The sequence below is a fragment of the Micromonospora sp. NPDC000668 genome (assembly GCF_042897975.1).
GTDB lineage: Bacteria > Actinomycetota > Actinomycetes > Mycobacteriales > Micromonosporaceae > Micromonospora.
In genome coordinates, this window is the sequence record NZ_JBIAYP010000004.1 from 533,582 (window position 1) to 559,805 (window position 26,224).

Genomic DNA, 26,224 nt, shown 5'->3' on the forward strand with positions numbered 1-26,224 from the left:
GTCCACCTGTCAGCAACACAACCTCAATTGGTACGGCCGGCGGTCCCCGCCGCCCCGGCCTCCACCGCGCCCTCTCGGGCGCGGGCGGCGGCCCGCAATGTCTCGATCTCCTGCTCGAAGTCGGCGAGCGAGTCGAAGGACCGGTAGACGCTGGCGAACCGCAGGTACGCCACCTCGTCCAGGTCCCGCAGAGGGCCCAGGATGGCCAGCCCCACGTCGTGGCTGGGGATCTCGGCCGCGCCCTTGGCCCGTACGGTCTCTTCGACCTTCTGGGCCAGCAGCGCGATCGAGTCCTCGTCGACCGGCCGACCCTGGCACGCCTTGCGCACCCCGCCGATGATCTTCGTACGGCTGAACGGCTCGGTCACCCCGCTGCGCTTGACGACCGCGAGGACCGCCTCCTCGACGGTGGTGAACCGCTTGCCGCACTCCGGGCAGGACCGTCGCCGTCGGATGAGCTGGCCGTCGTCGGCCTCCCGCGAGTCGACCACCCGGGAGTCAGCGTGCCGGCAGTACGGACACCGCATCGCCTACCTCCTAATCATGATCAACTCGGTCGCACCGGGCACCCCCGGACATGGCTCACCGCGACGGCGCCACCCTCAGATGGCCCCCGCCGTGAGCAACCCTACGGGAGTGCGGTCGGTAGTCGGACCCAACCTGTAGGCAACTTACGCCCGTGTCACTACTACATCTAGGGGTTGACCGTATGTCGCGGGCGAACCCGGGTCAAGTTGGCCGGCATGTCCGGCGCGTCACGGACCATCCGGTCATCAGCACCCCAACGCCCCGCCGGAAGACCCAACGTCGGGGCGCCGCGCGAGTTACCGGCCGGCAGGCCGAAGCGGCCCGGAAAACGGCCGACGATCGAACACCCGTGCTACCCGACGTACCATTTATCAGAACATCCGTACGACCGGAGCCGTTTTTCACCCCGACACGCCGGTGAGAGGTCGTACAGATGTTTGAAAATGACCGATCTCACCTATACGGTCAGGAACAACCGGGCGTGATGGATCTTCAGCACCCCCGGCGACGCACCACCCTCAGCACCGTCGTGGCACCACCGCACGCACCACGAGCCGACGAGGCACCCAGCGCCGACCAGGGAGGACGGACGTGACCGAGGACCGGGCCAGCCGGCCGAAGAGCCCGCAGCAGATCACCGAGGCGGGCCCACCGGCCACCCGACGCCGCAGCGCCGCGCGCAGCCGGACGGGCCAGCCCGCCGTGCGCCCGGTCACTCCGGTGGTCAGCACCTTCCCCGACCCGGCGACGGTCGACCTGACCGCCCGCCAGCGCCGCATCCTGGAGTTCATCCGCAACTGGGTGGAGCGGCACGGCTACCCGCCAAGCGTCCGGGAGATCGGCGAGGCGGTCGGCCTGGTGTCGCCGTCCAGCGTCGCCTATCAGCTCAAGGAGCTGGAGAAGAAGGGCTTCCTGCGCCGCGACCCCAACCGGCCGCGCGCGGTGGACGTCCGCGCCCCCAGCGAGGCCATCGACGACGAGCTGAGCCGGGCACAGCGGCCAACTCCGGCGTACGTGCCGATGCTGGGCCGGATCGCCGCCGGTGGGCCGATCCTCGCCGAGCAGGCGGTGGAGGACATCTTCCCCCTCCCCCGCGAGCTGGTGGGCGAGGGCGAGGTCTTCATGCTCCAGGTCAAGGGTGACTCGATGCTCGACGCGGCGATCTGCGACGGCGACTGGGTGGTCGTCCGGCAGCAGCCGACCGCCGACTCGGGCGAGATCGTGGCAGCCATGCTCGATGGCGAGGCGACGGTGAAGACCTACCGGCGGCGCGACGGGCACGTCTGGCTGATGCCGCAGAACCCGGCCTTCGACCCGATCCCCGGTGACGACGCCACCATCATGGGCCGGGTCGTGGCGGTGCTACGTCGGATCTGACCGGTCCGCGGGTGAGTGCCGACAGCGCTCACCCGCGCTGACCTGACGACGGTTCGATCGATCGGCCATCGCACGCCACAGCCCTGATCCGAGGCGTCAGTAACGGTCGCCCCGGTGGCCACGACCGCCACCGGGATACTGCCCGTACGGGTCACCGGGCACGTCCTCGTCACGCCGACGGCCGGGCCGCTGGCCCCGGTAGTCGGGCTCCTGACCACCACGCCGGGGCGGCTCCGCACGACCGCCGCCAGGCTGGCCGCCGCCAGGCTGGCCACCGCCGCCGTACACGCCACCGCCGGGACGACCGCCGCCACCCGCAGGGGGACGACCGCCACCGCCACCCGCAGGCCGGCCACCGCCACCCGCAGGGGGACGACCGCCGCCGTAGACACCACCACCGGCTCCTCCGCCGCCGGGCCGGGCCGGGCCGTAGCCACCATCGGCAGCCGCCGGACGGCCACCGCCGTACACCGCGCCACCTGCCGGGGCCGCACCACCCGCCGGGCCCGGACCACCACGACCTCCGCCGTAGACCGCGCCGCCAGCCGGCGCGCCGCCGCCGTAGACACCGCCTGAGCGGTCACCGGCCGCCGGGAAACCGTCGTCGGCACGGCCGCCGCGCCGGTCGACGGGAGCGCTGTCCGGATCAGAGCGGTCAGACGCGTCGGCGGCCGGCGGCCGGCGGCGGGCACGAAGGATGCCGATGATGCCGGCACCGACCAGCAGCAGACCGACCAGCCCGACCGCGCCGACCAGGTAGGTGATGTCGTCGAAGCTCAGCCCGTCGATCCAGGACTTCGAGGCGCCCGGTTTGGCGCCACCGGCGGCCGCCAGCGGCGCCGCCGTCGAGGTGGACGGCGTATAGCTGAGGATGTCGACCGTGTCGTCCTCGGTGAACTGCTGACCGTCGGAGACGGTGAGGAAGGTCTTGCCGTCCAGGGTGTAGGTGATGGCCTCACCGAACGGGTCGGCGAGCGGCGTGACCCGGGGCTTCTCGGTGGTGAGCGCACCGACGATGTCACCGCCGGTCACGTCGAACTCGAAGGCGTCCGCGTAGGTGCGCAGGACCACCCGCGCGCCGTCCGGCGACCGCGCCGCGCCCGTGATCGCGACCCGACCGAACGTGTTGAGCGGGTTCTCGGTCTCTGTCCGAGGCAGTGAGATGTCGCCGACCTTGCGCATCGGCACCGGGTCGGTGTCACCGTTCTTCAACGCCGCTGCCGGCGTGTAGATCTCGGCCTTGCCGCTGGTCACCTTCGTGATGATCAAAGGTTTGCCGTCGTCGCCGATGATCAGCGCCTCGGCGTCGTGCGGCTTGCCCTCCGGGTAGGAGAGCCGGTGCAACACCGGCTGCTTGGCGCCGGTGACCGGCATCGACCAGAGCGCGATCCGGGTACGGCGCTCCTTCGAGGTGGCGTTGTCGCCGATGTCGGCGATCCAGAGGGTCGCGCCGTCCTTGGAGAGGGCGAGGTCCTCGGTGTCGAACGGACCCTGCCCCGAGTACCGGACCGGCTCCTTCGAGATCTTGCACTTACTGTCCAGGAAGAAGACCCGCTTGCGTGCCGCGTTGTCGGTGCCGTCGTTGATGACGATGTAGCCGCTCTTGGTGGCCACCAGCCCGGACAACTCCCGGAGCCGCTCGTCAACGATCGTGCAACGCTTCTTACCAGGCGTGACGGCAGGCTGCTCGGACGACCCGGGAGCGGGTGCCGCAGCGGCGACTCCGGCGAGCGCCACGGTTGCCCCAAGCAGGCCGAGGGCAACCGTGACCGAGGAAACAACGCGGCGCATTCGGCCAGTGTCGCATGCCACGCGTTTCTGTTGGATGACGCGTGGACGCTCAGGCCCGGACGCCAGCCGCCTGACCCTGCCGCTCGACATCGAACGGCGCCAGCTCAGCGGCGAGCGCCGCACCGACCCGGACGTGCAGCAGCGTGCCCTCCGGCAGGTGTGACGTGCTGAGCACCTCGCCCGTGCGGTGCACCCGCGCCACCAGGTCACCCCGGTCGTACGGCAGCACAGCGCGGACCTCCACAGCCGGGCGCGGCAACCGCTCCTCGATCGCCTCGCGCAGCCCGTCAATGCCCCACCCGGAGTGCGCGGAGACGAAGATCGCGTCCGGCCAGAGCCGCTTGAGCCGCAGTAGCGTGTCCTCGTCGGCCGAGTCGGTCTTGTTGACCACCAGCAGCTCGGGAAGCCGGTCCGCGCCCACCTCGGCGAGCACCTCGTGGACCGCCCGAACCTGCTCCTCCGGATCCGGATGGGTGCCGTCGACGACGTGCACCACCAGATCCGACTCGGCGACCTCCTCCAGCGTCGAGCGGAACGCCTCGACGATCTGGTGCGGCAGGTGCCGGACGAAACCGACCGTGTCGGAGAGGGTGTAGAGCCGCCCGTCGGAGGCGGTGGCCTTACGGGTGGTCGGGTCCAGGGTGGCGAACAGCGCGTTCTCCACCAGCACGCCCGCGCCGGTCAGCCGGTTGAGCAGGCTGGACTTGCCGGCGTTGGTGTAGCCGGCGATGGCCACCGCGGGGACGGCGTTACGGGAACGCCGCGCACGCTTGGTCTGGCGTACCGTCTTCATGCCCTTGATCTCGCGGCGCAGCCGGGAGATGCGGGTACGGATCCGACGCCGATCGGTCTCCAGCTTGGTCTCACCGGGACCACGCAGACCCACGCCGCCGCCGGCGCCACCGCCGCGACCGCTACCACCGGTCTGCCGGGAGAGCGTCTCGCCCCAACCGCGCAGTCGCGGCAGCAGGTATTCAAGCTGGGCCAGCTCGACCTGCGCCTTGCCTTCCTTGCTCTTGGCGTGCTGGGCGAAGATGTCGAGGATCAGCGCCGTCCGGTCGACCACCTTGACCTTGGTGCGCTGCTCCAGGTTGCGCAGCTGGGACGGGGACAGCTCGCCGTCACAGATCACCGTGTCGGCACCGCTGGACAGCACCACCGCGCCGAGATCCTCAACCTTGCCGCGGCCGATGTAGGTGGCTGGGTCGGGTCGGGTGCGGCGCTGGATCAGCCCTTCGAGCACCTGCGAACCAGCGGTCTCGGCCAGCGCGGCCAGCTCGGTCAGCGAATTCTCCGCGTCGGTCACCGTGCCCTCGGTCCAGACACCCACCAGGACGACCCGCTCCAGCCGCAGCTGCCGGTATTCCACCTCGGTGACGTCGGTGAGCTCGGTGGAGAGGCCCGGTACGCGTCGCAGCGACTGCCGCTCCGACAGCTCCATCTCGCCAGTGGTGACGTCGTCGAACTCGTCCTCGACGGGGACGAAGCTCTCCTGGTCTCGCAAGCGGGTCTCCTGTCCGTTTTGATAAGTAGAAAGTAATCCTGACATGACGCAACGCTGAGCGCACCTGCTATATGCCCACCCCAGGGGTCACCAAAAGTGGGGGCGAATGCCGGCCGACCTCGACAACCCGGTAGAAATGCGGGGCGGCGGCCGAGCGGCCGCCCAGCCGTGACGGAGGGATCCCGTGGCCATCACCCGACTGCCGAGCGCCGGATTTTCAATCACCATCCGGATCGCCGTAACCGCGGACGCCTCCTCGATCGGCCGGCTCACCACGTCGGTCGGCGAAGCCGGGGCGATCGTCACGGCGTTGGACGTGGTGGACTCGGACCCGACCCACGTGATCGTCGACCTGACCTGTGACACCGCCGACGCGAGCCACGCCGACCAGGTGGTCGACGCGCTGACCGCGCTGGACGGCGTCGACGTGCGCAAGGTTTCGGACCGGACGTTCCTGCTGCACCTGGGCGGCAAGATCGAGGTGACCTCGAAGGTCGCGCTGCGCAACCGTGACGAGCTGTCCCGGGCGTACACCCCGGGGGTTGCCCGGGTCTGCATGGCGATCGCCGAGAACCCGGCGGACGCCCGCCGGCTGACCATCAAGCGCAACACCGTCGCGGTGGTCAGCGACGGCTCCGCGGTGCTCGGCCTGGGCAACCTCGGGCCGGCCGCGTCGCTGCCGGTGATGGAGGGCAAGGCGGCGCTGTTCAAGCGCTTCGGCGGGGTGGACGCCTGGCCGGTGGTGCTGGACACCCAGGACACCGACGAGATCGTGGCCATCGTCAAGGCGATCGCGCCGGCGTACGGCGGGATCAACCTGGAGGACATCGCCGCGCCGCGCTGCTTCGAGATCGAGGCCCGGCTGCGGGAGCTGCTGGACATTCCGGTCTTCCACGACGACCAGCACGGCACCGCGATCTGCGTGCTGGCCGCGCTGACCAACGCGCTGCGGGTGGTGGGCAAGCAGCTCGCGGACGTCCGGGTGGTGGTCTCCGGTGCCGGCGCGGCCGGCACCGCGATCATGAAGCTGCTGCTGCGCCAGGGCGTCGGCGACATCATCGCGTACGACCGGGAGGGCGCCCTGCACCGCGGGCAGACCGGGCTCAACTCGGCCTGGCAGTGGCTGGCGGAGAACACCAACAAGGAGAACTACTCCGGCGATCTGCCGGGCGCGATCCAGGGTGCCGACGTGTTCATCGGGGTGAGCGCGCCGAACCTGCTGACCGGCGACGACATCGCCGGAATGGCCAAGGACTCGATCGTCTTCGCGCTCGCCAACCCGGACCCGGAGGTCGACCCGCGGGAGGCGCGCAAGTACGCCGCGGTGGTCGCCACCGGCCGCTCGGACCAGCCGAACCAGATCAACAACGTGCTCGCCTTCCCGGGTGTCTTCCGCGGCATGCTCGACGCGCACGCCGAGGAGTTCACCGAGGAGATGGCGATCGCGGCCGCCCGGGCCATCGCCGACGTGGTCGGCGAGGAAAAGATCAACCCGACGGTGATCGTGCCGAGCGTCTTCGACCCCCGGGTCGCCCCGGCGGTCGCCGCCGCCGTGCGCGCCGCCGCCCACAACCCCAGCCCGCTGCCGGCCGCCGACCCCGGCCCCGCCGACCTCCCCGAGATCGCCGCCAACGCCTCCGCCACCCCCTGACCCTTCCCAACCCCTGTTGATCAAGAGGGCTGCGTCATCCAGCGCCTCGCTGGTGACGCAAACCTCTTGATCAACAGGGGGCAGGGTCAGGCGGCCCCGGGCAGCGCGGCGAGGTCGACCTCTCCGGTGGCCACCAGGACGGCAGGGCCGGAGAGCCAGCAGGAGACGTCCGTCACGGTGACCGTGACGCGGCCACCGAGGACGTCCACCGCGACCACCCCGGCGTCCCGGCCGCCGTCGCGCAGGGCCACGGCGGCCACCGCGCAGGCGCCGGTGCCGCAGGAGAGGGTCTCCGCGCTGCCGCGCTCGTACACCCGCATCAGGGTGTGCTCGTCAGTGCCGTCGACCGGCTCGCCCGCCACGATGAACTCCACGTTCACCCCGGCCGGGAAGACCTCCGGGTCGTAGCCGGGCGCGGTCTTGAGGTCCAGCGCGGACAGGTCCAGGGCAGCCGGCAGGACACAGACCAGGTGCGGGTTGCCGACGTCCACGGCGGTGCCGGGCAGGGTCAGCCCGCCCAAGGTGGCCGCCGAGCCGGCGTGCAGCCGGGGACGGCGCATCTCGACGGCGACGGTGTCCCCCTCGACCAGCGCGCGTACCAGGCCGGCGCGGGTGGCCACCGGCAGCGCCGCACCCGCAGGCGTGGCCAGCCCGGTGTCGATCAGGTAGCGGACGAAAACCCGGGCGCCATTGCCGCACATCTCGGCGAACGAGCCGTCGGCGTTCCAGTAGTCCATGAACCACTCGGCCTCACCGGCCTGCCCGGCGCCGTCGGGATGCTTGGCCGCGCGGACCACCCGCAGCACCCCGTCCGCGCCGATGCCCCGCCGTCGGTCGCAGAGCGCCGCGACCAACTCCGGGGTCAGATCGAGCTGACCGTCCGGGTCGGGAAGGAGGACGAAGTCGTTGCCGGTGCCGTGGCCCTTGGTGAACTCCACGTCTCCATCATCGCGCAGCGGCGGGCACCAGGCGCAGGGCGGCCTCGATCAGGTCCGGCGTTGCCGAGTCCAGCCAGTGGATCCGCGGGTCGCGCCGGAACCAGGAACGCTGGCGGCGGACGAACCGCCGGGTCGCCCGGACCGTCTCCTCGTGCGCCTGCGCCTCGGTCAGCTCACCGGCGAACAGGCGCAGCACCTGCTGGTAGCCGAGCGCCCGGCTGGCCGTCCGCCCCTCGGGCAGCCCCCGCCCGACCAGCTCGCGGGTCTCGGCGACCAGGCCGTCGGCCCACATCCGGTCGACCCGCAGGGCGATCCGCTCGTCCAGCAGCCCGGTGTCCAGGTCGACCCCGAGCTGCACCGACGGGTAGTACGGCGTCGGCTCGGGCAGTGACGCGGCGAACGGCGCACCGGTGAGCTCGATCACCTCCAGTGCCCGGACGATCCGCCGGCCGTTGCCGGGCAGGATGCCCTCGGCGGCGGCCGGGTCGGCGGCGCGCAGCCGCGCGTACAGCGGCGCCGGGCCGACCTCGGCCAGCTCCCGTTCCAGCCGCTCACGCAGCGCCGGGTCGGTGCCCGGGAAGTCGAAGTGCTCCAGCACCGCCCGCACGTACAGCCCTGAGCCGCCGACCAGCAGCGGCACCCGGCCCCGGGACAGGATGTCGTCCACCGCGGCACGGGCCAGTCGCTGGTACTCCGCGACGCTGGCCGGCTCGGTGACCTCCCAGACGTCCAGCAGGTGGTGCGGCACCCCGTCCCGTTCGGCGGGGGTCAGCTTGGCGGTGCCGATGTCCATGCCCCGGTAGAGCTGCATCGAGTCGGCGTTGACCACCTCCCCGTCCAGGGCGTGCGCCAACGCGATGCTCAGCGCCGACTTGCCCGCAGCGGTCGGGCCGACCACCGCGACGACCGTGCCTACCGGGCGAACCCCGTCGCGGGTCACGCGGGCTCCCAGGACGCCACGAAGTAGGCGACACCGTAGGGGGCGGCGTCGTGCAGCAGCTCGCCCCGCCACCGGCGCCCCGCCGACCGGGCCGCGCCGGCGAGCACCTGCCAGGGCGCCCGGCCGGCGGCCTTCAGCTCCGCGGACAGGCCGGGGTCGAGGTCGAGCAGGACGTCCAGGTCCGCCCCGGCCAGGGCCGTGGCGACCCGCTGGTCGTACGGGCGGGCGCGCGGGTCGTCGTACCCGGGAGACTTCTCCCCCCGGCAGGCCGACCCGTCCCCGAGCACCAGCAGCGCCACCCGGGCGCCGACGGCGCTGATCTGGTCGGCGAGCGCGGCCAGCTCGGCGGGGCCCGCGTCGGCGGCCACCTGCACGGCGGTCATCGGCGGCCGCACACGGTGCCGGGCCAGCAGCCATGCGCCGATGGTCAGGCTCAGCGGCAGGACCGCGCCCCGGTCGGGCTGGCCGGGAGTCAGCGGCACGTCCAGGTCGACGCCCCAGGGCTGCAGGGAGCCGGTGGCCGGGGGCAGGATCGGGCCGGTGGCCGGGCCGGCGCCGAGGAGCACCACGGCGTCCGGGTCGGCGGTCAAAAGGCCGCGTACGGCGATGTCACAGGCCGCCCGCAGGTCGTCCAGTTCCGGTGCGGCGGCGGCCGCCACCTCGGGCACGAGCAGGGGCGGATGGGGGCAGACTGTGGCGGCGACCAGTGGCACTCGTTCACCGTAGCGGGAATGCTCGGTGCGTCTCCGCGCCGATCCGGTCATTCGGGCGCTAGGACACCGTATGGTCACGGTCGGCGATAGGCGCTCGACGCGGACGGGGTCGGACCTGTGACAATGCCGGAAGCAACTTGACTGCGCCGTGGCGGCGACGGGGGCCAGTTCCCTCGACGCCGGGAGAACGAGGATGGGCACATGAGCGACTGGACTGCCTTCGGACGGGTGGACGCGGACGGCACCGTGTACGTCAAGACCACCGAGGGCGAGCGGGTGGTCGGATCCTGGCAGGCGGGAGCACCTGAGGAGGGCCTGGCGCACTTCGCACGCCGCTTCGCCGACCTGGTGACCGAGGTGGACCTGACTGAGGCGCGGCTCAACTCGGGCGCGGCGGATGCCGGGCACTCGCTGAGCACGATCCGGCGGATCCGCGCCTCGCTGCCCGAAGCCCACGTGGTCGGCGACATCGACGCGCTGGCCGCGCGGCTGGACAAGCTGGCCACCCTCGCCGAGGAGAAGGCCGGCGAGGCGCGCGCTGCCCGGGACGCCGCTCGCGTCGAGGCCCTGGCCCGCAAGACCGCGCTGGTCGAAGAGGCCGAGAAGCTCGCCGCCGAGTCCACCGGCTGGAAGACCGCCGGGGACCGGCTCAAGGAGATCCTCGACGAGTGGAAGTCCATTCGCGGGGTCGACAAAAAGGCCGACGGTGAGCTGTGGAAGCGGTTCGCCGCCGCCCGAGACGGCTTCACCCGCCGCCGGGGCGCTCACTTCGCCTCCCTGGACGCGCAGCGCAAGCAGGCGCAGACGGCCAAGGAGGAGCTGGTCGCCGAAGCGGAGAAGCTCAGCGACTCCACGGAGTGGGCGGCCACCGCCAACCAGCTCAAGGAGCTGATGACCCAGTGGAAGGCCGCGCCGCGCGCCTCCAAGGAGGCCGAGCAGAAGCTCTGGGAACGGTTCCGGGCCGCACAGGACTCCTTCTTCAGCCGGCGCAGTGAGGTCTTCTCCGCCCGGGACAACGAGCAGCGCGGCAACCTGGAGCGCAAGCAGGCCCTGCTGGCCGAGGCCGAGGCACTGGACATCGACGGTGACCCGAAGGGCGCCCAGGCCAAGCTGCGGGAGATCCAGGCACAGTGGCACGAGGCCGGCCGGGTTCCCCGGGAGGCCGCCTCCGGGCTGGAGCGCCGGCTGCGCGTCATCGACGACAAGGTCCGCGAGGTGATGGACTCGGCGTGGCGCCGGACCACCAAGGAGGACAACCCGCTGCTCGCCCAGATGCGGGCACAGGTGGCGGAGGCGGAGGACCGGCTGGCCCGGGCGCAGAACGCCGGGGACGCCCGCCGGATCAAGGAGGCCGAGCAGGCCCTCGCCGCCAAGCGGCAGTTCCTCCAGCTCGCCGAGCAGGCCGGCTGAGCTGACGCGTTCCGGAAGCCCCGGCCCCGCTAGGGGACCGGGGCTTCCGCACGTCCGCAGCCCGCGCCCATGATCGTGCTCGATCCAGGAAGTAGTGGCATCAGGATCGGAGCGAGACCACTACAACCAGGATCGAGCACGATCACGCGGGGTACGCGCGCCGCGGGCAGGGTGGCGCGGGCGTGAGGCACGGGCAGCGCGGACGGCGAGCGGCACGGTGAGGCTCAACGGCACCGGCTGCCGGGCCGCCGGATCACGACGTGAGCGGGGGTCCCTTGTTGTCGCCGTGCGACAACAAGGGACCCCTACCGTCGGATCAGTGCGCGGCGCAGCCGCTGGTGGTCGCGGGCACGACCGCGGGGGCGCCGATGGTGGGCAGCCCCAGCAACACCCCGGGGGTACGCGGAGAGCGCCCCGCCTCGGCGGCGTCGCCGGCCCGGGTCCGCCGATGCGACAGCGGCGCACCGTCGGCGTTGAGGTGATGCGGCGCGGCGTACGTGACGGTGGTGTGCACGATGTCCCCCGGCCGGATCTGGCCGGCCATCGACCCGCCGTCGGCCGTTCCCGTCGCGAAGTGCACCAGCCGACCGTCACGGGCCCGGCCGGACATCCGCCCGGTCTGCTCGTCCTTGCGGCCTTCGCCGACCGCGACCAGCACCTCGACGGTCTCCCCCACCAGGCGCTTGTTCTCCGCCCAGGTGATCTCCTCGACGGTGGCGACCAGCCGCTCGTAGCGCTCCTGCACGACCTGCTTGGGCAGTTGGCCGTCCATGGTGGCGGCGGGGGTGCCGGGGCGCTTGGAGTACTGGAAGGTGAATGCCGAGGAGAACCGGGCCTCGCGGACCACGTCCAGGGTGCGCTGGAAGTCGGCCTCGGTCTCGCCAGGGAAGCCGACGATGATGTCGGTGGTGATCGCGGCGTCCGGCATGGCCGCCCGGACCTTCTCGATGATCCCCAGGTAGCGCTCGGAGCGGTAGGACCGGCGCATCGCCCGGAGCACGTCGTCGGAGCCGGACTGCAACGGCATGTGCAGCGAGTGGCAGACGTTCGGCGTCTCGGCCATCGCGGCGATCACGTCGTCGGTGAAGTCCTTCGGATGCGGGCTGGTGAACCGGACCCGCTCCAGCCCGTCGATGTCGCCGCACGCGCGCAGCAGCTTGCCGAACGCGTACCGGTCACCGAACTCGACGCCGTAGGAGTTGACGTTCTGCCCGAGCAGGGTCACCTCCAGCACGCCCTCGTCGACCAGGGCGCGCACCTCGGAGAGGATGTCGCCGGGGCGGCGGTCCTTCTCCTTGCCGCGCAGCGCCGGCACGATGCAGAACGTGCAGGTGTTGTTGCAGCCCACCGAGATCGACACCCAGCCGGCGTACGTCGACTCGCGCCGGGTGGGCAGCGTGGACGGGAAGACGTCCAGCGACTCCAGGATCTCCACCTCGGCGGCGGCGTTGTGCCGGGCGCGCTCCAGCAGCACCGGCAGCGCACCGATATTGTGGGTGCCGAAGACCACATCCACCCAGGGAGCCTTGCGGACGATCTCGCCACGGTCCTTCTGGGCCAGGCAGCCGCCGACCGCGATCTGCATCCCGGGGTGCTTGTCCTTCACGGGGCGCAGACGACCGAGGTTGCCGTAGAGCCGGTTGTCGGCGTTCTCCCGGACCGCGCAGGTGTTGAAGACGACGATGTCGGGGGTGTCGTCGGCCGGCACCGCACGCACGTAGCCGGCCTGTTCGAGCAGGCCGGAGATGCGCTCGGAATCGTGCACGTTCATCTGGCAGCCGTACGTCACGACGTTGTAGGTCCTAGCCACCCTCTTGGTGCCCCTTCCCCTCGGGCTACCAGGGTAGCGGCCCGGTCGGGAGGCCCAGCCGACCGGCATTGACCCGGTGGCCCATGGCGGGGGCTCACGGCGGGCAGTACGCTGCACAACAAGAATATGTCTGGGCGATTTCGGGGGCTTTGCACTCGGTGCCGCCGATGCGCGGCTCCGTACTCGGGGGACCACATGACGACCCGCGGGAGGCAACCGTGACGCGACAACATGCGGCACAGCACTCCGTCGCCACTCCGGATGGCCGCCGCCTCGCGGTGGAGACCTCCGGCTCGCCGGACGGGCCCGCGGTCTTCCTGCTGCACGGCACACCGGGCAGCCGCAGCGGCCCCCGCCCTCGCGGCATCGTCCTCTACCGCCTCGGCATCCAACTCGTCTGCTACGACCGGCCCGGTTACGGCGACTCCAGCCGGCACGAGGGTCGACGGGTGGCCGACGCGGCTGCCGACGTGGCGGCGATCGCCGACGACCTCGGCATCGAGCGGTTCGCGGTGGTGGGCCGCTCCGGCGGCGGGCCGCACGCCCTGGCCTGCGCCGCGCTGCTGCCGGACCGGGTCACCCGGGCCGCCGTGCTGGTGGGGCTCGCCCCGGCCGGCGCACCCGACCTGGACTGGTACGCCGGCATGTCCGAGACCAACGTCGAGGACTACGGGCAGGCCGATGAGGACCTGGCCGAACTCACGCTCAACCTGAAGGTCCGCGCGGAACAAACCCGGCGGGACCCGATGACGCTGCTGGAATTCCTCCGCCCTCAGTTGCCCGAGGCGGACATCCGGGTGGTCGACGACGTCGCGATCCGCCGGCTGCTGACCGACATGTACGCCGAAGCGCTGCGGCACGGCCCCGAGGGTTGGATCGACGACGTCCTGGCGATGCGGCGGGGCTGGGGGTTCGACCTCGGCGCCATCCGCGCGCCGGTGCGGCTGTGGCACGGCGAGCAGGACCGCTTCTCCCCGGTCGAGCACTCCTGGTGGCTCGCCTCACGGATCCCGCACGCCGAGGTCCAGGTGCAGGCCGGCGCCGCGCACTTCGGCGCGGTGGAGATCCTGCCGCAGACCCTGGCCTGGCTGACCACACCGGAACTCGCGGCCAGCCCGCAGCTCTGAGCCCGAGCCGCAGCACGGCCACGGCGACGGCCCGGACGACCGGACCGGCCGCCGAGTCGCCACCTGCCCCCGGTCAGAACGAGTGCGGGTCGATCACCCGGACCACGAACCGCCGCTCACGCAGGGTCTGCACGGTTGGATGCTCCTGGCCGATCACCTCGGCCAGCCGGTCGGCCACCGCGGCCACGGCCTCGGCGGGAGCGCCGTCACCAGCGTGCCTCGACACCAGGGCGAGATCACCGAGGCAGCGAAGCGTGTCGGGGTGAGCCGCGCCGATCACCTCGGACAGCCGGTCGGCGGTCTCCCGCAGCCGCTCCCGCGCCGGCACCCACTCACCCTCCTCGGCGAGGCACACCGCCTGGTTCACTTCCGCCGCCAGGGTGTGCGGGTGATCCGGGCCGAGCACCTTGCGCAGCTCGCCGGCCGCCCGCGCGGCCGACGCGCGGGCCTCCGACCGGCGGCCGACCGCACGTTCGGCGGCGGAGATGTTGCTCAACGTCGCCAGGGTGTGCGGGTGCGTGGGGCCGAGGCGCAGATCCTCCTCGTACGCCTGGCTGACCGCGGTCATCTCGGTGAGCGCCCGGGCCGCGTCGCCGACCGCCAGCAGGTTCGCCGCCCGGCTCGCCCGGCACGACACCGTGTCCGGGTTGTCCGGCCCGAAGCGTTCGTCGAGCTTCCGGTAGGCCGCCTCGAACAAGGGTGCGGCCTCGCCCGCCCGACCGGTACTGCGCAGCGACACCGCCAGGTTGACCTGGGCGCCGAGGGAGAGGCCGTCGTCGGGCCCCAGCACCTCGCAGTACGCGTCGTACACCGTGCGCAGCAGGATGGCCGACCTCTCGTACTCGCCGGCCTCGCGCAGGTCGCTGCCCAGTCGGACGGCGGAGACCAGGGTGTACGGGTTGGTGGGGCCGAGTACCAGCCGCCGCCGCTGGTGCACCTCGTCGTCCCATCGGCGGGCCGACCGGTAGTCGCCGACCAGCCGGTACGAGACAGCGAGGTTGTTGGCCGCGCTCAACGTCCGGGGATGGTCCTCGCCGAACACCTGGAGCCAGGAGGCGTACGTGGACCGGTCCCGTTCCAGCGCCTCGGCGTACCGGCCGAGTGCCCGCAGGTCACCGGCGAGACTGCCGGCGGTCATCAGACTGTGCGGGTGCAACGGGCCCAGGAGCCGGCGCTGCTCGGCCAGCACCGCCTCGTCCAGGTCCCGGGACTCGTCGAAGCGGCCCAGGCTGCGCAGGATGTTCGCCCGGTTGAACCGCAGGTACAGCAGCTGGCGACCCAGCGCCGTGGCCTCACCCTCATCGTCCAGGCCCTCCAGCCGCGCGGACCAGGTTTCGTCCACCTGCTCGCTGAACCCGTTGGCCTGCTCCAGGCCGCCGCGCTGCCACAGGTAGCGGACCCGATCGATCAGCAGTTGACACACCGACTCGTCGGGGCAGGACACCGCGTCGGAGACCTCCAGGTGTGGCCAGAGCATGCGCAGCCGGGGCCAGGTGGTCGGATCGTCCACGTCGCCGCGCGGTCGGGACGCGGCCAGCACCAGGTGCACCTGGTGCCGAACGGTGACGATCTCGTCGTCGGTCATCCGGTCCCGCACCACCGCCTGCAACAACCGGTGCACCTGGACCCGACCGCCCTGGACGTCGAGTTTGAGCAGCGCCAGCCGGTTGATCTGCTGGATCAGCGCGCCGCGGACGAGCCGTTCCGACACCGACGGGTCGAACGGCACGAGGGCCGCCGCCATCTCGTCGCTGTAGATCAGGTCGAGGGCGATCTCCGGGGCCAGCACCGAGCAGAGCTGCAACAGCCGGTACGCGGCGGGCGCCTGATCGTGCAGCCGGTTCAACGACAGGTCCCAGGTGGCCTCCACGGAGAGCGCGCTGGGGCCGTGCCGCTCGATCTGCCGCAGGTAGTCGGCGACCGACGTGCCGGTGTCGGCGAGCCACGCGCCTGCGGCGGCCACCGCGATCGGCAGGTCGCCGAGCGCATCGGCCACCCGGTCGGCCTCCTCTCCGCTGATCGTGGGCACCCGCTGGGCGAGGTGAGCGACGCTCTCCGTCCGGTCGAAGACATCGACCTGGATCGGGTTCGCCCGATCACCCCAGGCACGGTTGCGGGAGGTCAGCAGGACGTGCCCAGGCCCCTGTGGCAGGAACGGCTCGATCTGGTCGAGTTCCTCGGCGTTGTCGAGCACGACGAGCCACCGCTCGTACGGCTCGCCCCGGCCCAACACCTGCAGCACCGACCGGACGGTGTCGGGCGTGGTGGGCCCGGCGGTGATGCCGAGCCGGGTGGCGAGGTCGGCCAGGGCGGTGTCGACGAACTGCGGCGGGTCCGCGACGATCCACCAGACCACGTCGTAGGCGGCCTTGAACCGGTGCACGTACTCCAGGGCGACCTGCGTCTTGCCGACGCCGCCCATGCCCTGCAGAGCGACCGGCAGCACCACCGCGCTGCCTCCGCTCTGCAACTGGGCGCGCAGTTGCGCCAGGTCGTCCTCGCGGCCGGTGAAGCGCGCGTTCCGGTTGGGCGCATTGAAGATCAACGGCTCGGCGCCGGGATAGCGGGCACCCCCGCCCGCCGGGCCGTCCGCTGGCGACGGCACCGGTCGGCCGACCAGCCGCAACACCCGCTCCACGGCCGTCGCGGCGCTCACGTTGACCAGGTTGGTCGAGCTCTGGGCCGGGAACTCCGCCAGCGGGCGCAGGTCGGAGACGTACACGGCGAGGGCCGTGGAGCCGGTGCTGGTGTCGCGGGCCGGCAGGCCACCGGACGGTGTCGCCACGTAGGCCGGCGACACCACCGTCAGCGTGCGCGGGGCGGGCGTACCGGCGGACCCGACGGCGGACCCGGGGTCCACGACCCGCATCCCGGCCGAGCTGAGCACCCGCTCCAGCCACTCGGCCCAGATGGCGTCCTCCGGGGCGCAGCGGAGCACGATCTGGTCGTCGATCGCCTCGGTACGCCTGCGGAAGCGGGCCTTGCCCCGTTCCCGCACCGACTCGTCCATGACCGGCAGCGAGGTCACCGCTCCCTCGGTGAGGATCCCGGTCAACGTCTCGAACGCGGCCAGCAGTGACGTCGGGGAGCCGGGCGGGTCGCCGAACGTCGCCAGCGTCTCCTCGTACGCGTAGAACGGCCGGTACGGGACCTCCACCGCCGCCCAGTACCGCCGCCGCTCGGCCTCCGTCATGCCGGCCGGTAGCCCGCCGAACCGGCGCATGGCCAACAGGCGGCCCGCCTCGGCGCGCTCCTTCTCGGCCTGGTCCACCCGCATCGGCACCGGCAGGACCCGGATGTCCCGCCGCCGATAGCGGTCCCGCACCGAGTGCGCGACCCGGGCCGCGCCGTCGATGCCCTGGTCGCTGAGGGTGAAACAGTCGACCAGGGTGTCCGGCAGGTGCAGGGTGCAGATGTCGGCGACGTCGCTCAGCCCCGTCCGGCTGTCGATCAGCGTGAAGTCGTACTGCCGCTTCATGTCCGCCCGCAGCGCCTCGAAGAACTGCGCCCCGCCCAGCCGGTTGTAGAAGTTGTCCCAGTCCAGCCCGCTCACCGAGACGGCGTAGTCGCTGTTCTGACGGCCGGCGGAGAGGAAGTCGAGCCCGCCGCCGTCCGGGAAGTTCCAGCGCAGCGAGAACGCGTGGCGGCCGACGCGGGCGTACTGCTCCATCCACCGCTCGGGGCGGTCGTCGGTCCGGGTGGTCTCCCACTCGTAGTCGCGGATCAGGTCGATGACGCCGCTGGTGCCCTGGATGGCCTCGGCGTCGAGAAAGGGGTGGAAGAAGCGGTGCAGGCCGGGTGATTCGAGGTCCCAGTCCGCGACCAGCACCCGCCGTCCACTGGCCGCCAGGATCCAGGCCACATTCGCCAGCGCCATCGTCCGGCCCGTCCCACCCTTGAACGAGTAGAAGGTGACGACCTGGCCTTCGCGATCGTTGCTCATTGGTTCTCTCCGTGGGGACGCGGTGTCGCCGGATCATCGGGCGGGGACGCAAGGTCGGGTGGATTCGCCGGGACGGGGCCGGGCGGCACGTCGCGCAGGCTGGGCACCGGCTCCGGCGGCGGGGGGAAGGCGACGACCGGGGCGTACTTGAGGAACTGGCGGCGGGCCTCGGTCACCAGCGCCGGCATCAGGTCGACGAACTCCCGCATGGTGCACGCCTGCTTCACCTGGGGCAGGCCGGCGTCGTGCAGCAGCTCCGTCACCTCGGTGGCCCATCGGGCGGCGTCCTGCGGATCGTCGTCGTCGGTGACCACGAGCGGGACGACCCACTCCCGCAGGCCGTGCAGCAGGCCTTCGAGGGTGCCGGGCGCGTCCGGCGCCGCCACGATCCACGGGTCGACCAACAGCACGGCCGGTCGGCGGTCGAGCAGCCCGGCGGCCTGCGCGAAGTCCGCCGTGCGGGCCGACAGCCCGAGCCGCTCGGCCGTGCTGGCCGCGTACTCGGCGGCGGGCAGCTCCTGACGGCTGCCGTACGGCCGCCAGAGCCGGCCGCTGGCGGCGTAGCCGGCGGGATCACGGTCGGCCGGCAGGTGGTCCCGGGTGGGGGCCAGGACGGCGACGACGAAGTCCGGGTCGGTCGGTGCCGGGCGGGTGACCTCGTCCAGGCCGGGCGCCCGGGACGGGCCCAGCGGCTGCCGCTCGGCGGTGTGCACGATCCGGGCGGCCAACCGGCTCAGCAGGAGTTCGTACTGTGCCCGGTAGGAGGCCAGCATGCAGAGCGCGCGCAGGCCGTTCTCGGCGTACTCCGGGATGTCCCGGCCCAGGTCCAGGGCGCCGTCCAGCTCCGGGTGGGTCTCCCAGGGCGGGAAGGGGATCCACAGCACCGGGGTGAGGTGGCCGGCGGCGGTCCGGGCCTGCCCGGCAGCGGCCAGCCGGGCCCGGAACGATTCCTGCTCTCCCAGCGCCCACGGGCGGCTGAAGTAACCGGGCGAGTAGAGCGGGACGAAGACCTCCGCATCACCGAGCGCCTCCGCGAGGGCCGCCTTCCAGTCGGCGCCCAACGGAATGTGCTGGTCGAAGAACCCGATCCGCAACCCCGCCACCGGCCGCGCCTGGCGGGTCACCTCCGCGGTCAGGTCGTCGAAGAACTGGCCGACCCAGACGTCGGAGTCGGCCCGCGCGCCCTGCGGCGGCGCGGAGTGGGCATAGCTGAGGAAGAAGTACGTCCCCCGGGCCGCCGCCCGGCGTCGGCCCGTCGGCGGGCTCATCCCGGTTCCTCGGCGAACCGGTTGCACAGGTCGTCCACGCTCGCCGGCACCCATGGCTCCACCAGGTACGACCGGTGGATGGCCACGATCCGTTGGGCGAGCCGCCAGACCACCGCCCGGTAGGCGTTCTCCCACTGCATGGTGAGCAATCCGTAGACCCCATCCCGCTGGTAGTGCACCGCGATGTCGGGATCCGGCATCGCGGTCGGGGTGAACCGTTGGATGTCGCGGAGTACCCGGGGCAGTGGCGTGCCGTTCGTCGGCGACCAGGTGACCGGCACGATCGCCGTCTCGTGCGCCGAGGCGGCGCCGGGCCGCCGGACGATCCGCCTGCGGGAGAAGGCATCCCACTCCCGGCCACACCAGTCGCTGCCGAGCAGCGCGCTGGACACCAGCGGAACGAAGACCTGGCAGGTGCCGGCGGCCTCGAGCAGCTCCGGGCTCCAGCGTTCGCCGCCCGCGATGGAGCTGTCCATGAAGCCGGGGTCGACTCCGGTCACCGGGCCGACCAGCTCGCTGACGTGAACCGACAGGTCCTCGTAGAAACGGGAGACGTATTCGGCGGGGTTGCCGGTGGCCCGGCGGACCGGCGACCGTGAGTAGCTGAGGAAGAACAGTGGGGCGCGCGTGCCGGAGTGCGGGTCCACTGTGCTCACTGCAGTCCCTCCGCCCTCCCCACGCGGCCGGACCATCAGAGTAGTCCCCACGTCAATGCCTGGCCGCCAAGCGGTTCGCGGCGAGCCAACCGACCGCGAAGTCCACAGTGGCGCGCAGCGGCAGCAGTCGCGCGCTCGCCCGGCCGACCCGACCGTGCCGGACGAACGGCTCGCCGTCGAGCGCGGCCCCCACTGTCGGAAAGTCGCTGTCGTCCAGGTCGAGGGCGCGGAAGTCGAGGCGGACCCGACGCCCGTCGACGAGCCGAAAACAGCGGTAGTCCCGCTCCGGCGGCGGCACCGGCAGCCGGTACTCGGCCAGGTGCAGCGCGCTGCACGCCTCGTAGCCGACGCCGAGCAGGAGGATCTGCCCGTCCGCCGCGCACAGGGCACCCATCGGTGAGCGTTCGCCCAGGTGGCAGTCGAGGTCGTGGCGGTCGGTGAGCTGCCGCGCCCGGGGACCGAGCGCGGCGAACGAAGTCTGCGGATGATCGCTGCGCACCGCACCGGGGGCACACCGGACGAACTCGGCGAGCGCCCCCATCCGTTGTGAGGGGGTGGTCCGGCCGTCCCAGCCGGGCAGGGCGGCCTCGTACCGGGCGAGCTGCGCCGCGTCCATGCCGGCGGTGGCCGCCAGGTAGGTCCGGGAGGTGGTCGAGTTGCCGGCGGTCTGGGTGGGGACCAGCAGCGTGCCGGCCGGGCCGAGGACGTCGCGCAGCGCACCGGCGAGTGTCGCGGGGCCGCGCTCCAGCGGACCCACCCGCCGGAGGCCACAGTGCACCAGGAGGCACGCACCCGGACGGACGCCCATCGCCTGCAGGTCCGCGGCGAGGCGGGGGCGGCCCAGCGCGGGCGGGTCGCGCGTCTTATCCGGGCCCGACACGGGTCTCCTCCAGGGCGTGCCGGATCCGGCCGACGAACCGCTCCCCTGCCGGCGTGAGCGTGCGGCTGGCCAGCAGCGCGTCGGCGCCGTTGCGGGTCCACGACAGGTAACGGGCTGCGTGCGCGGGCGCGTCCCGGTGGCCGGGCCGGTCGGCGTCCGCCCGGGACCGCCACACCTGGGTGACCGCCAGGTGGGCGTACACCCCCTGGAGCACCCCCTCTGGCGGGCGGGGATCGGGGCGCCAGGGCACCCGGATCCGGGTGGCTGAGCTCGGCTCGACGAGGTCGTACAGGTCGAGCACCGCACCGAGCTTCGCGTGCTGCCACTCGTGCACGAGCAGCACTGCCATCGTCTCCGGGTCCGGGATGGGGGTGACGGCGACCGCACCGAACGCGTCCCGGGCGGTGGCGCTCCGCAGCGGTCTCGCCGGGTCAGGGGCCAGCGGCACGACGGCGCGCAGACCGGCGTCGAGCGCCGCCGCGTGGGCCGACACGTCGCGGTGCACGACGCGCCAGGCGTCGGCCAGGGTACGGCCCAACGCACGCGCCGCCGCGTCGTCCAGGCGGGGCGCGACGGGCTGGCCGTAGCAGTCCCGGTACGGGTCGCCGTCCTCGACGAACAGGTGACGACCGGGCACCGGCACGCCGCGCGTGGGTCGCCAGCCGGCCGACGGCGGCCCGGCCGGATCGAGGGACACCACCTGCTCCGCCGGCCCGACTCGGACCCGGAACTCGCCCGGGAGGACGGTCACCTCGGCGCTCTCCCCGCTGCCGCTCGGCAAGACCAGGCTGCCGAGCGTGGGCAGCGTGATCGTGCCGGCCGGCACCGGGATGCTCAGCGCGGTCGGGACGCCCGCCCGGAGGGCGGCGGCGATGGCGAGGGCCGGTAGCGGGTCGACCGCCCGGGCGAGCCCGGACCGGGCCGACGGGCCGAGGCAGTGCGCCAGCCACGGGCGGACGAAGGAGTGCGTGAGGACCGCCCGGACCGCGTCCGGTGCGGTGCCGTCGAGGTGCGCGAGCAGCTCCCAGGCGGCGGTGCGGCCGGTCTTCTCCCGCCACGCCGCCAGCAGCGCCCGGGTGATGGAGAGCTGGGTGGCGGCGAGTAGATCCAGGGTCTGCTCCGACTCGTGCCCGGTCGCCAGCTCGTCCAGCAGCTCGTCGACGGGCGAGTCGTCCCGCTCGGGTGACGCGGGGTGGGCGGCGTGGCCCGGTGGCGGGTACGCGGCCACCGTGTCGATCAGGCCGCGCAGATCGGCGCAGTACACCGAGGGGTTGTCGAAGCCGGAACCGGTGCGCCAACGGTGGGCGTACAGGCCCCCGCCGCACCGGTCGACGACCGGGCAGGCCCGGCAGATGGCACTGAGCCCGGCCACACCGTCCTGTCGAATGGCGACCCCCGGGTGCCGGGCGGCCTCGTCCACCGACTGACCGAACACGTCGAATCCTGTGCCGGCCGCGCCGTGGTACGCGGTCTTCAGCGAATCGACCTGCTCCCAGGTGCCGTCCGCCTCGACCACGAGCACATCGGCCGGGGCGAGGCCGAACGCTTCGGTGCCGCCTCCACCCGGGCGCAGCGCCTCGAACAGCCGGATCGACACGGGCCGCCCGTCGTCCACCCACCGCCGGTAGATGCGCCCCAGCCAGTCCGCGTACGGGGTGGCCGTGACGTCGGGGCGGGCCGGGGGGTGATCCCAGGTGGCGTGCGGCAGCAACAGGTCGACCCGGGGCGGGTGTTCGGCCAGCAGTGCCTCGTAGACCCGGTCGGGATCGTTACGGACGTCGACGGTGCAGAGGATGCCGGCGTAGCTGGCGCGATGAGCCGGGTGACGGAGCAGGGCCAGAGCCCGCCGGACGTGGTCGTGACTGCTGCCGCCGTGGGCGAACACGCGGTGCCGGTCGTTGGCGGCGCGGTCGCCGTCGTACGACACGCCGACCTTCACGTCGTGGTCGACCAGCACGCCGCACAGCTCCTCGTCGAGCAGCACGCCGTTGGTCTGCATGCGCAGGTCGAGCTGGGCCCAGGGGGTGATCGCCGCCCGCAACTCGGCCAGCACCTCGCGCAGCCCGGCCGCACCGAGCAACAGCGGCTCGCCGCCGTGCAGCACCACGTGCACCACCGGCAGCCCGTGGTCGCGCGCGTGCTCGGCGATCCGCTTCGCGGCGGCCCGGACGGTGGCCAGTGGCATCCGGACCGGCCGGCCACGCCAGGTCTGGTCGGCGTGCTGGTAGACGTAGCAGTGGTCGCAGCTGAGGTCACACCTGCTGTGCACCTTCAGCACGAACTGGCTGATCCGCCGGCACGATCCGCCCGACCCGGGCGAACCACACCAGCAGACCATCGATCAGATGGACGAGTTGAAGGCGGCGACGGGAACGGTGCCCGAGGGCATCGAATCATCGGCGAGGACGCGCTGCCGGACCGTCGCGACCAGGTCGGCATGGTCGACGGCGATCCGCTCCAGCGGGGTGTGCAGGCAACGCGTCAGATCGGCGAGCGCGGGACGGGATGGGCGGGTGGGGGCATGGTCCACAATGAGTCTCCGGGGGCCCGGGGCGCGGGAGCGCGAGCGGCGGCAATGGCTCGAAAGGCTCTGGTCCGTGACCAGGATAGACAAATATCGACCCAGTGTCACCGTCGGTACAATCGCCGGCACCGCTGGTGGCAGTCGGGGTGTCGACAGCGACAGATGAGGGAGTCATATGTGCCGGAGCATCAAGACGCTGCGTGAGCCGTTCACCCCGCAGGTGACCGAGGCGGACATCGAGGCGGCGGCGTTGCAGTACGTCCGCAAGATCTCGGGCTTCCGGGCGCCCGCCGCGCACAACGCCGCCGCGTTCGACGCCGCCGTGGCCGCCGTGACCGAGGCCACCCGCACCCTGCTCGACCAGCTTGTGGTGCGGGGTGCCGGGCCGTCCGCCGCGGACCAGCCGGCCACCGCCTCCGGCCGCGGCTGATCGCCAGGGCGGCACCCGGCGACCGGGAGCCGGCCGGGCGGGACCGGAGGGTCAGGCCGCGGCGAGCACCGGAGCGACCGTGTCCGGCGCCCAACGCGAGCGGTGGCACTGCGACCAGCCCCGGCAGCCCGGGTCGGCCAGCGTGCAGAGCCGCTGCCTGCTGAGCACCTCGCCGTCGTCGGTGTCCCGGATGTCGAAGTGCACCGGGCGGACCGTGCCGTCCGGAGCGACGAGCAGGTGTCGGCCGGCGTCGAGCGTGTCGTCGCGCAGCAGGCAGTTGCGGTCCAGTAGCCGGGCCAGCGCGGCGATGCTGGCGTGCTGGGAGAGCCGCTCGGGCACCCCGTAGCAGTCCACGATCGTCGCGAAGTCGCCCGGCGCCTGCCAGACGTCGCAGACCACCGCGTACGCCGGCAGTCGGGCCGGGTCGGCCACCGCCAGCGGCATCACCACCCGACCGAGCGCCTCGGCCAGCGCCGGGTAGACCTCCACGGGTCGTACCCGGTCGATTCTCCAGTTCCACAGCTCGGTCATTCCGCCTCCTCGCTGCGTTCGTCCCACCGGCCTCCGGATCGGGCCTTACTGACGATGGTGGGGGGCATTTGACCTCAGCCGGGGGCAAGTTACCGGTCTGTGACCATTCCGGGCAAAATTTCCCCGAGCAGCATTGCTTCGAGTGGCCGGAAGGTGACAGTTTATCGGGTATGGTGCGCCATCTGCACCACCGCCGCCGCGTGTTCCGGGCCCCGACGGCGGGGCCGCCCGGCCGGTCAGCGCAGGACGACCAGGTGCTCGCTGCGGGGCAGGAGCTCACCCACCACGGGCGCGCCCGGCAGCTCACCGGCGACCAGCAGGCCGCCCGAGGTCTGCGCGTCGGCCAGCAGCAGCCGTTCGCCCTCGTCCGCGGCGCCGAAGTCGGTCCACGGGGTGACCCAGTCCAGGTTGCGCCGGGTGCCGCCGCTGACGTACCCGTCGCGCAGCGCCTCCCGCGCACCGGCCAGGTAGGGCACCCGGGCGGTGTCGATCGCCACCGTGAGCCGGCTGGCCCGGGCCAGCTTCGAGGCATGCCCGAGCAGACCGAATCCGGTCACGTCGGTGCCGCAGCGGATGCCGGCGGCGACCGCCGCCCGGGCGGCGTCCCGGTTGAGCGCGCTCATCGTGGCCACCGCCTCCGGGAAGCTCTCGCCGGTGTTCTTGTGCCGGGTGTTCAGCACGCCCACCCCGAGCGGCTTGGTCAGCGACAGCGGCACCCCGGCCCGGCCGGCGTCGAGGGTGATCAGCTCCTCCGGCCGGACCGTGCCGGTGACCGCGAGGCCGTACTTCGGGCCGTCGTCGTCCACGCTGTGCCCGCCGGCCAGGTGACAGCCGGCTTCCCGGGCCACGTCCTGGCCGCCGCGCAGCACCTCGCGGGCCAGCTCCAGCGGCAGCACGTCGCGCGGCCAGCAGAGCAGGTTGAGCGCTACCAGCGGGACGCCACCCATGGCGTACACGTCGGAGAGCGCGTTGGCGGCAGCGATCCGCCCCCAGTCGTACGCGTCGTCGACCACCGGTGTGAAGAAGTCGGCGGTGGTGACCAGGCCGGTCCGCTCGTCCAGGCGGACCACCGCCGCGTCGTCACCGTGGTCCAGACCGACCAGCAGCTCGGCGGTGCCGGTGGCCGGGCCGAGACCCGCCACCATGATCTCGAGTTCGCCCGGGGGAATCTTGCAGGCGCAGCCGCCACCGCGGGCGTAACGGGTCAGCCGTACCGGTTCGGTCATCCCCCTATGATTTCGGTTACTCGCGGCCGATGCCACCGCCGCAGTCCGCACAGTGACCGGAATCGGACTCGGCACGACGATCGTGACCGGTGTTACCGCTCCGTGACCCGCCAGGTTGCGTTCTGCCACATAGCGCCGCCTACAGTGGCCGCACCGGGGGTCAACCGACCCCGATCCGGGAGACGACAGGGACGGTGGACGACGTGACGACGGGCGAACCGCTCATCGTGCTGGACGCGGTCAACAAATGGTTCGGACCGCTGCACGTGCTGGATGACGTCTCGCTGTCGGTGGGTCGGGGCGAGGTGGTCGTGGTGATCGGCCCGTCCGGCTCCGGCAAGTCGACGCTGTGCCGCGCCATCAACCGACTGGAACCGATCAACTCAGGCACCATCACCTTCGACGGCGAGCCACTGCCGGCCGAGGGTAAGGCCCTCGCCAAGCTGCGCAGCGAGGTTGGCATGGTCTTCCAGTCCTTCAACCTCTTCGCCCACAAGACCATCCTCGAGAACGTCACCCTCGGCCCGGTCAAGGTCCGCAAGGAGAAGCCGGCGGCAGCCCGCGAGCGCGGCCTGGCCCTGCTCGACCGGGTCGGCATCGCCAACCAGGCGGACAAGTTCCCGGCCCAGCTCTCCGGCGGCCAGCAGCAGCGGGCGGCCATCGCCCGGGCGCTGGCCATGCAGCCCAAGGCGATGCTCTTCGACGAGCCGACCAGCGCGCTGGACCCGGAGATGGTCGGCGAGGTGCTGGACGTGATGACCTCGCTGGCCCGCGACGGCATGACGATGGTCGTGGTCACCCACGAGATGGGCTTCGCCCGGCACGCCGCGAACCGGGTCATCTTCATGGCCGACGGCCAACTGGTCGAGGACGCCCCGCCGGCGGAGTTCTTCGCCAACCCGCGCAGTGAGCGCGCCCGGGACTTCCTCTCCAAGATCCTCACGCACTAGGTGTCCGCAGTGGGGCGCGCCGGACAC

At 72.4% G+C, this 26,224-nt stretch carries 21 protein-coding genes; 6 read left to right on the plus strand and 15 right to left on the minus strand.

The window, feature by feature from the left end:
- Positions 1 to 23: 23 nt before the first annotated feature.
- Positions 24 to 527: a transcriptional regulator NrdR gene (nrdR, locus tag ACFY29_RS23305; RefSeq protein WP_328424809.1), complete on the minus strand. Its 504-nt coding sequence runs from the start codon at positions 525 to 527 to the stop codon at positions 24 to 26.
- 592 nt (positions 528 to 1,119) lie between these two features.
- On the opposite strand from nrdR, the gene lexA reads away from it, so the two are divergent.
- The gene (gene lexA, locus ACFY29_RS23310; RefSeq protein ID WP_074318043.1) at positions 1,120 to 1,905 is read left to right on the plus strand and encodes a transcriptional repressor LexA; all 786 of its coding nucleotides are present in this window, start codon (positions 1,120 to 1,122) and stop codon (positions 1,903 to 1,905) included.
- A gap of 96 nt (positions 1,906 to 2,001) precedes the next feature.
- Here lexA and ACFY29_RS23315 read toward each other — a convergent pair whose 3' ends face one another.
- Positions 2,002 to 3,696 carry a hypothetical protein gene (locus ACFY29_RS23315; protein ID WP_386989523.1) on the minus strand — a complete coding sequence of 565 codons (1,695 nt, stop codon included), beginning with the start codon at positions 3,694 to 3,696 and terminating at the stop codon, positions 2,002 to 2,004.
- Positions 3,697 to 3,745: 49 nt separating this feature from the next.
- Complete coding sequence (hflX, locus tag ACFY29_RS23320) at positions 3,746 to 5,200, minus strand: GTPase HflX (RefSeq protein WP_386989525.1); 1,455 nt, start codon at positions 5,198 to 5,200, stop codon at positions 3,746 to 3,748.
- A gap of 184 nt (positions 5,201 to 5,384) precedes the next feature.
- Between hflX and ACFY29_RS23325 the strand changes: the two genes are divergently transcribed.
- Positions 5,385 to 6,851 (plus strand): NAD-dependent malic enzyme, encoded by a 1,467-nt coding sequence (locus tag ACFY29_RS23325; protein WP_328424801.1) that lies wholly within the window; start codon positions 5,385 to 5,387, stop codon positions 6,849 to 6,851.
- A gap of 86 nt (positions 6,852 to 6,937) precedes the next feature.
- Here the strand turns inward: ACFY29_RS23325 and dapF are convergent, their stop codons facing one another.
- Genes dapF through ACFY29_RS23340 form a run of 3 tightly spaced genes read right to left on the minus strand, consistent with a single transcriptional unit; the run spans position 6,938 to position 9,493 of the window.
- Positions 6,938 to 7,789: a diaminopimelate epimerase gene (dapF, locus tag ACFY29_RS23330; protein WP_386989529.1), complete on the minus strand. Its 852-nt coding sequence runs from the start codon at positions 7,787 to 7,789 to the stop codon at positions 6,938 to 6,940.
- Positions 7,790 to 7,796: 7 nt separating this feature from the next.
- Entirely contained in the window at positions 7,797 to 8,729 is a 933-nt protein-coding gene (gene miaA, locus ACFY29_RS23335; RefSeq protein ID WP_328424797.1) for a tRNA (adenosine(37)-N6)-dimethylallyltransferase MiaA, read from the minus strand.
- Positions 8,726 to 9,493, minus strand: coding sequence for a hypothetical protein (locus ACFY29_RS23340; RefSeq protein WP_386989532.1), 768 nt, complete (start codon positions 9,491 to 9,493; stop codon positions 8,726 to 8,728). Before ACFY29_RS23340 ends, miaA begins: the two co-directional genes overlap by 4 nt.
- Positions 9,494 to 9,643: 150 nt before the next feature.
- Here ACFY29_RS23340 and ACFY29_RS23345 point away from each other — a divergent pair, with 150 nt between their 5' ends.
- A complete protein-coding gene (locus ACFY29_RS23345; RefSeq protein WP_386989535.1) occupies positions 9,644 to 10,852 on the plus strand; it encodes a DUF349 domain-containing protein in 1,209 nt (402 codons plus the stop codon).
- Positions 10,853 to 11,168: 316 nt separating this feature from the next.
- Here ACFY29_RS23345 and miaB read toward each other — a convergent pair whose 3' ends face one another.
- The gene (gene miaB, locus ACFY29_RS23350; RefSeq protein ID WP_386989538.1) at positions 11,169 to 12,662 is read right to left on the minus strand and encodes a tRNA (N6-isopentenyl adenosine(37)-C2)-methylthiotransferase MiaB; all 1,494 of its coding nucleotides are present in this window, start codon (positions 12,660 to 12,662) and stop codon (positions 11,169 to 11,171) included.
- 218 nt (positions 12,663 to 12,880) lie between these two features.
- Here miaB and ACFY29_RS23355 point away from each other — a divergent pair, with 218 nt between their 5' ends.
- Entirely contained in the window at positions 12,881 to 13,789 is a 909-nt protein-coding gene (locus ACFY29_RS23355; RefSeq protein ID WP_355608302.1) for an alpha/beta hydrolase, read from the plus strand.
- Between the two features lie 73 nt (positions 13,790 to 13,862).
- Here ACFY29_RS23355 and fxsT read toward each other — a convergent pair whose 3' ends face one another.
- From fxsT to ACFY29_RS23385, 6 genes are all read right to left on the minus strand, one after another.
- The gene (gene fxsT / locus ACFY29_RS23360) at positions 13,863 to 17,732 is read right to left on the minus strand and encodes an FxSxx-COOH system tetratricopeptide repeat protein (RefSeq protein ID WP_386989543.1); all 3,870 of its coding nucleotides are present in this window, start codon (positions 17,730 to 17,732) and stop codon (positions 13,863 to 13,865) included.
- Positions 17,729 to 19,000 carry a TIR-like protein FxsC gene (locus ACFY29_RS23365; RefSeq protein ID WP_386989545.1) on the minus strand — a complete coding sequence of 424 codons (1,272 nt, stop codon included), beginning with the start codon at positions 18,998 to 19,000 and terminating at the stop codon, positions 17,729 to 17,731. Before ACFY29_RS23365 ends, fxsT begins: the two co-directional genes overlap by 4 nt.
- Complete coding sequence (locus ACFY29_RS23370) at positions 18,997 to 19,656, minus strand: TIR-like protein FxsC (protein ID WP_328424783.1); 660 nt, start codon at positions 19,654 to 19,656, stop codon at positions 18,997 to 18,999. Before ACFY29_RS23370 ends, ACFY29_RS23365 begins: the two co-directional genes overlap by 4 nt.
- Before the next feature lie 52 nt (positions 19,657 to 19,708).
- Positions 19,709 to 20,536, minus strand: a complete 828-nt coding sequence (locus ACFY29_RS23375; RefSeq protein ID WP_386989548.1) for an aminoglycoside N(3)-acetyltransferase — start codon at positions 20,534 to 20,536, stop codon at positions 19,709 to 19,711.
- Positions 20,520 to 22,814 carry an FxsB family cyclophane-forming radical SAM/SPASM peptide maturase gene (locus ACFY29_RS23380; protein WP_386989551.1) on the minus strand — a complete coding sequence of 765 codons (2,295 nt, stop codon included), beginning with the start codon at positions 22,812 to 22,814 and terminating at the stop codon, positions 20,520 to 20,522. Before ACFY29_RS23380 ends, ACFY29_RS23375 begins: the two co-directional genes overlap by 17 nt.
- Before the next feature lie 63 nt (positions 22,815 to 22,877).
- The gene (locus tag ACFY29_RS23385; protein WP_386989554.1) at positions 22,878 to 23,066 is read right to left on the minus strand and encodes a hypothetical protein; all 189 of its coding nucleotides are present in this window, start codon (positions 23,064 to 23,066) and stop codon (positions 22,878 to 22,880) included.
- A gap of 169 nt (positions 23,067 to 23,235) precedes the next feature.
- Between ACFY29_RS23385 and ACFY29_RS23390 the strand changes: the two genes are divergently transcribed.
- Positions 23,236 to 23,490, plus strand: a complete 255-nt coding sequence (locus tag ACFY29_RS23390; protein ID WP_386989557.1) for a DUF2277 family protein — start codon at positions 23,236 to 23,238, stop codon at positions 23,488 to 23,490.
- A 51-nt stretch (positions 23,491 to 23,541) separates the two neighbouring features.
- On the opposite strand, the gene ACFY29_RS23395 is transcribed toward ACFY29_RS23390, so the two are convergent.
- Positions 23,542 to 24,021, minus strand: coding sequence for a hypothetical protein (locus ACFY29_RS23395; RefSeq protein ID WP_386989558.1), 480 nt, complete (start codon positions 24,019 to 24,021; stop codon positions 23,542 to 23,544).
- Positions 24,022 to 24,257: 236 nt separating this feature from the next.
- Entirely contained in the window at positions 24,258 to 25,247 is a 990-nt protein-coding gene (gene selD, locus ACFY29_RS23400; protein WP_355608287.1) for a selenide, water dikinase SelD, read from the minus strand.
- A 194-nt stretch (positions 25,248 to 25,441) separates the two neighbouring features.
- On the opposite strand from selD, the gene ACFY29_RS23405 reads away from it, so the two are divergent.
- Positions 25,442 to 26,197, plus strand: coding sequence for an amino acid ABC transporter ATP-binding protein (locus ACFY29_RS23405; protein ID WP_328424769.1), 756 nt, complete (start codon positions 25,442 to 25,444; stop codon positions 26,195 to 26,197).
- The last annotated feature ends 27 nt before the right edge of the window (positions 26,198 to 26,224 follow it).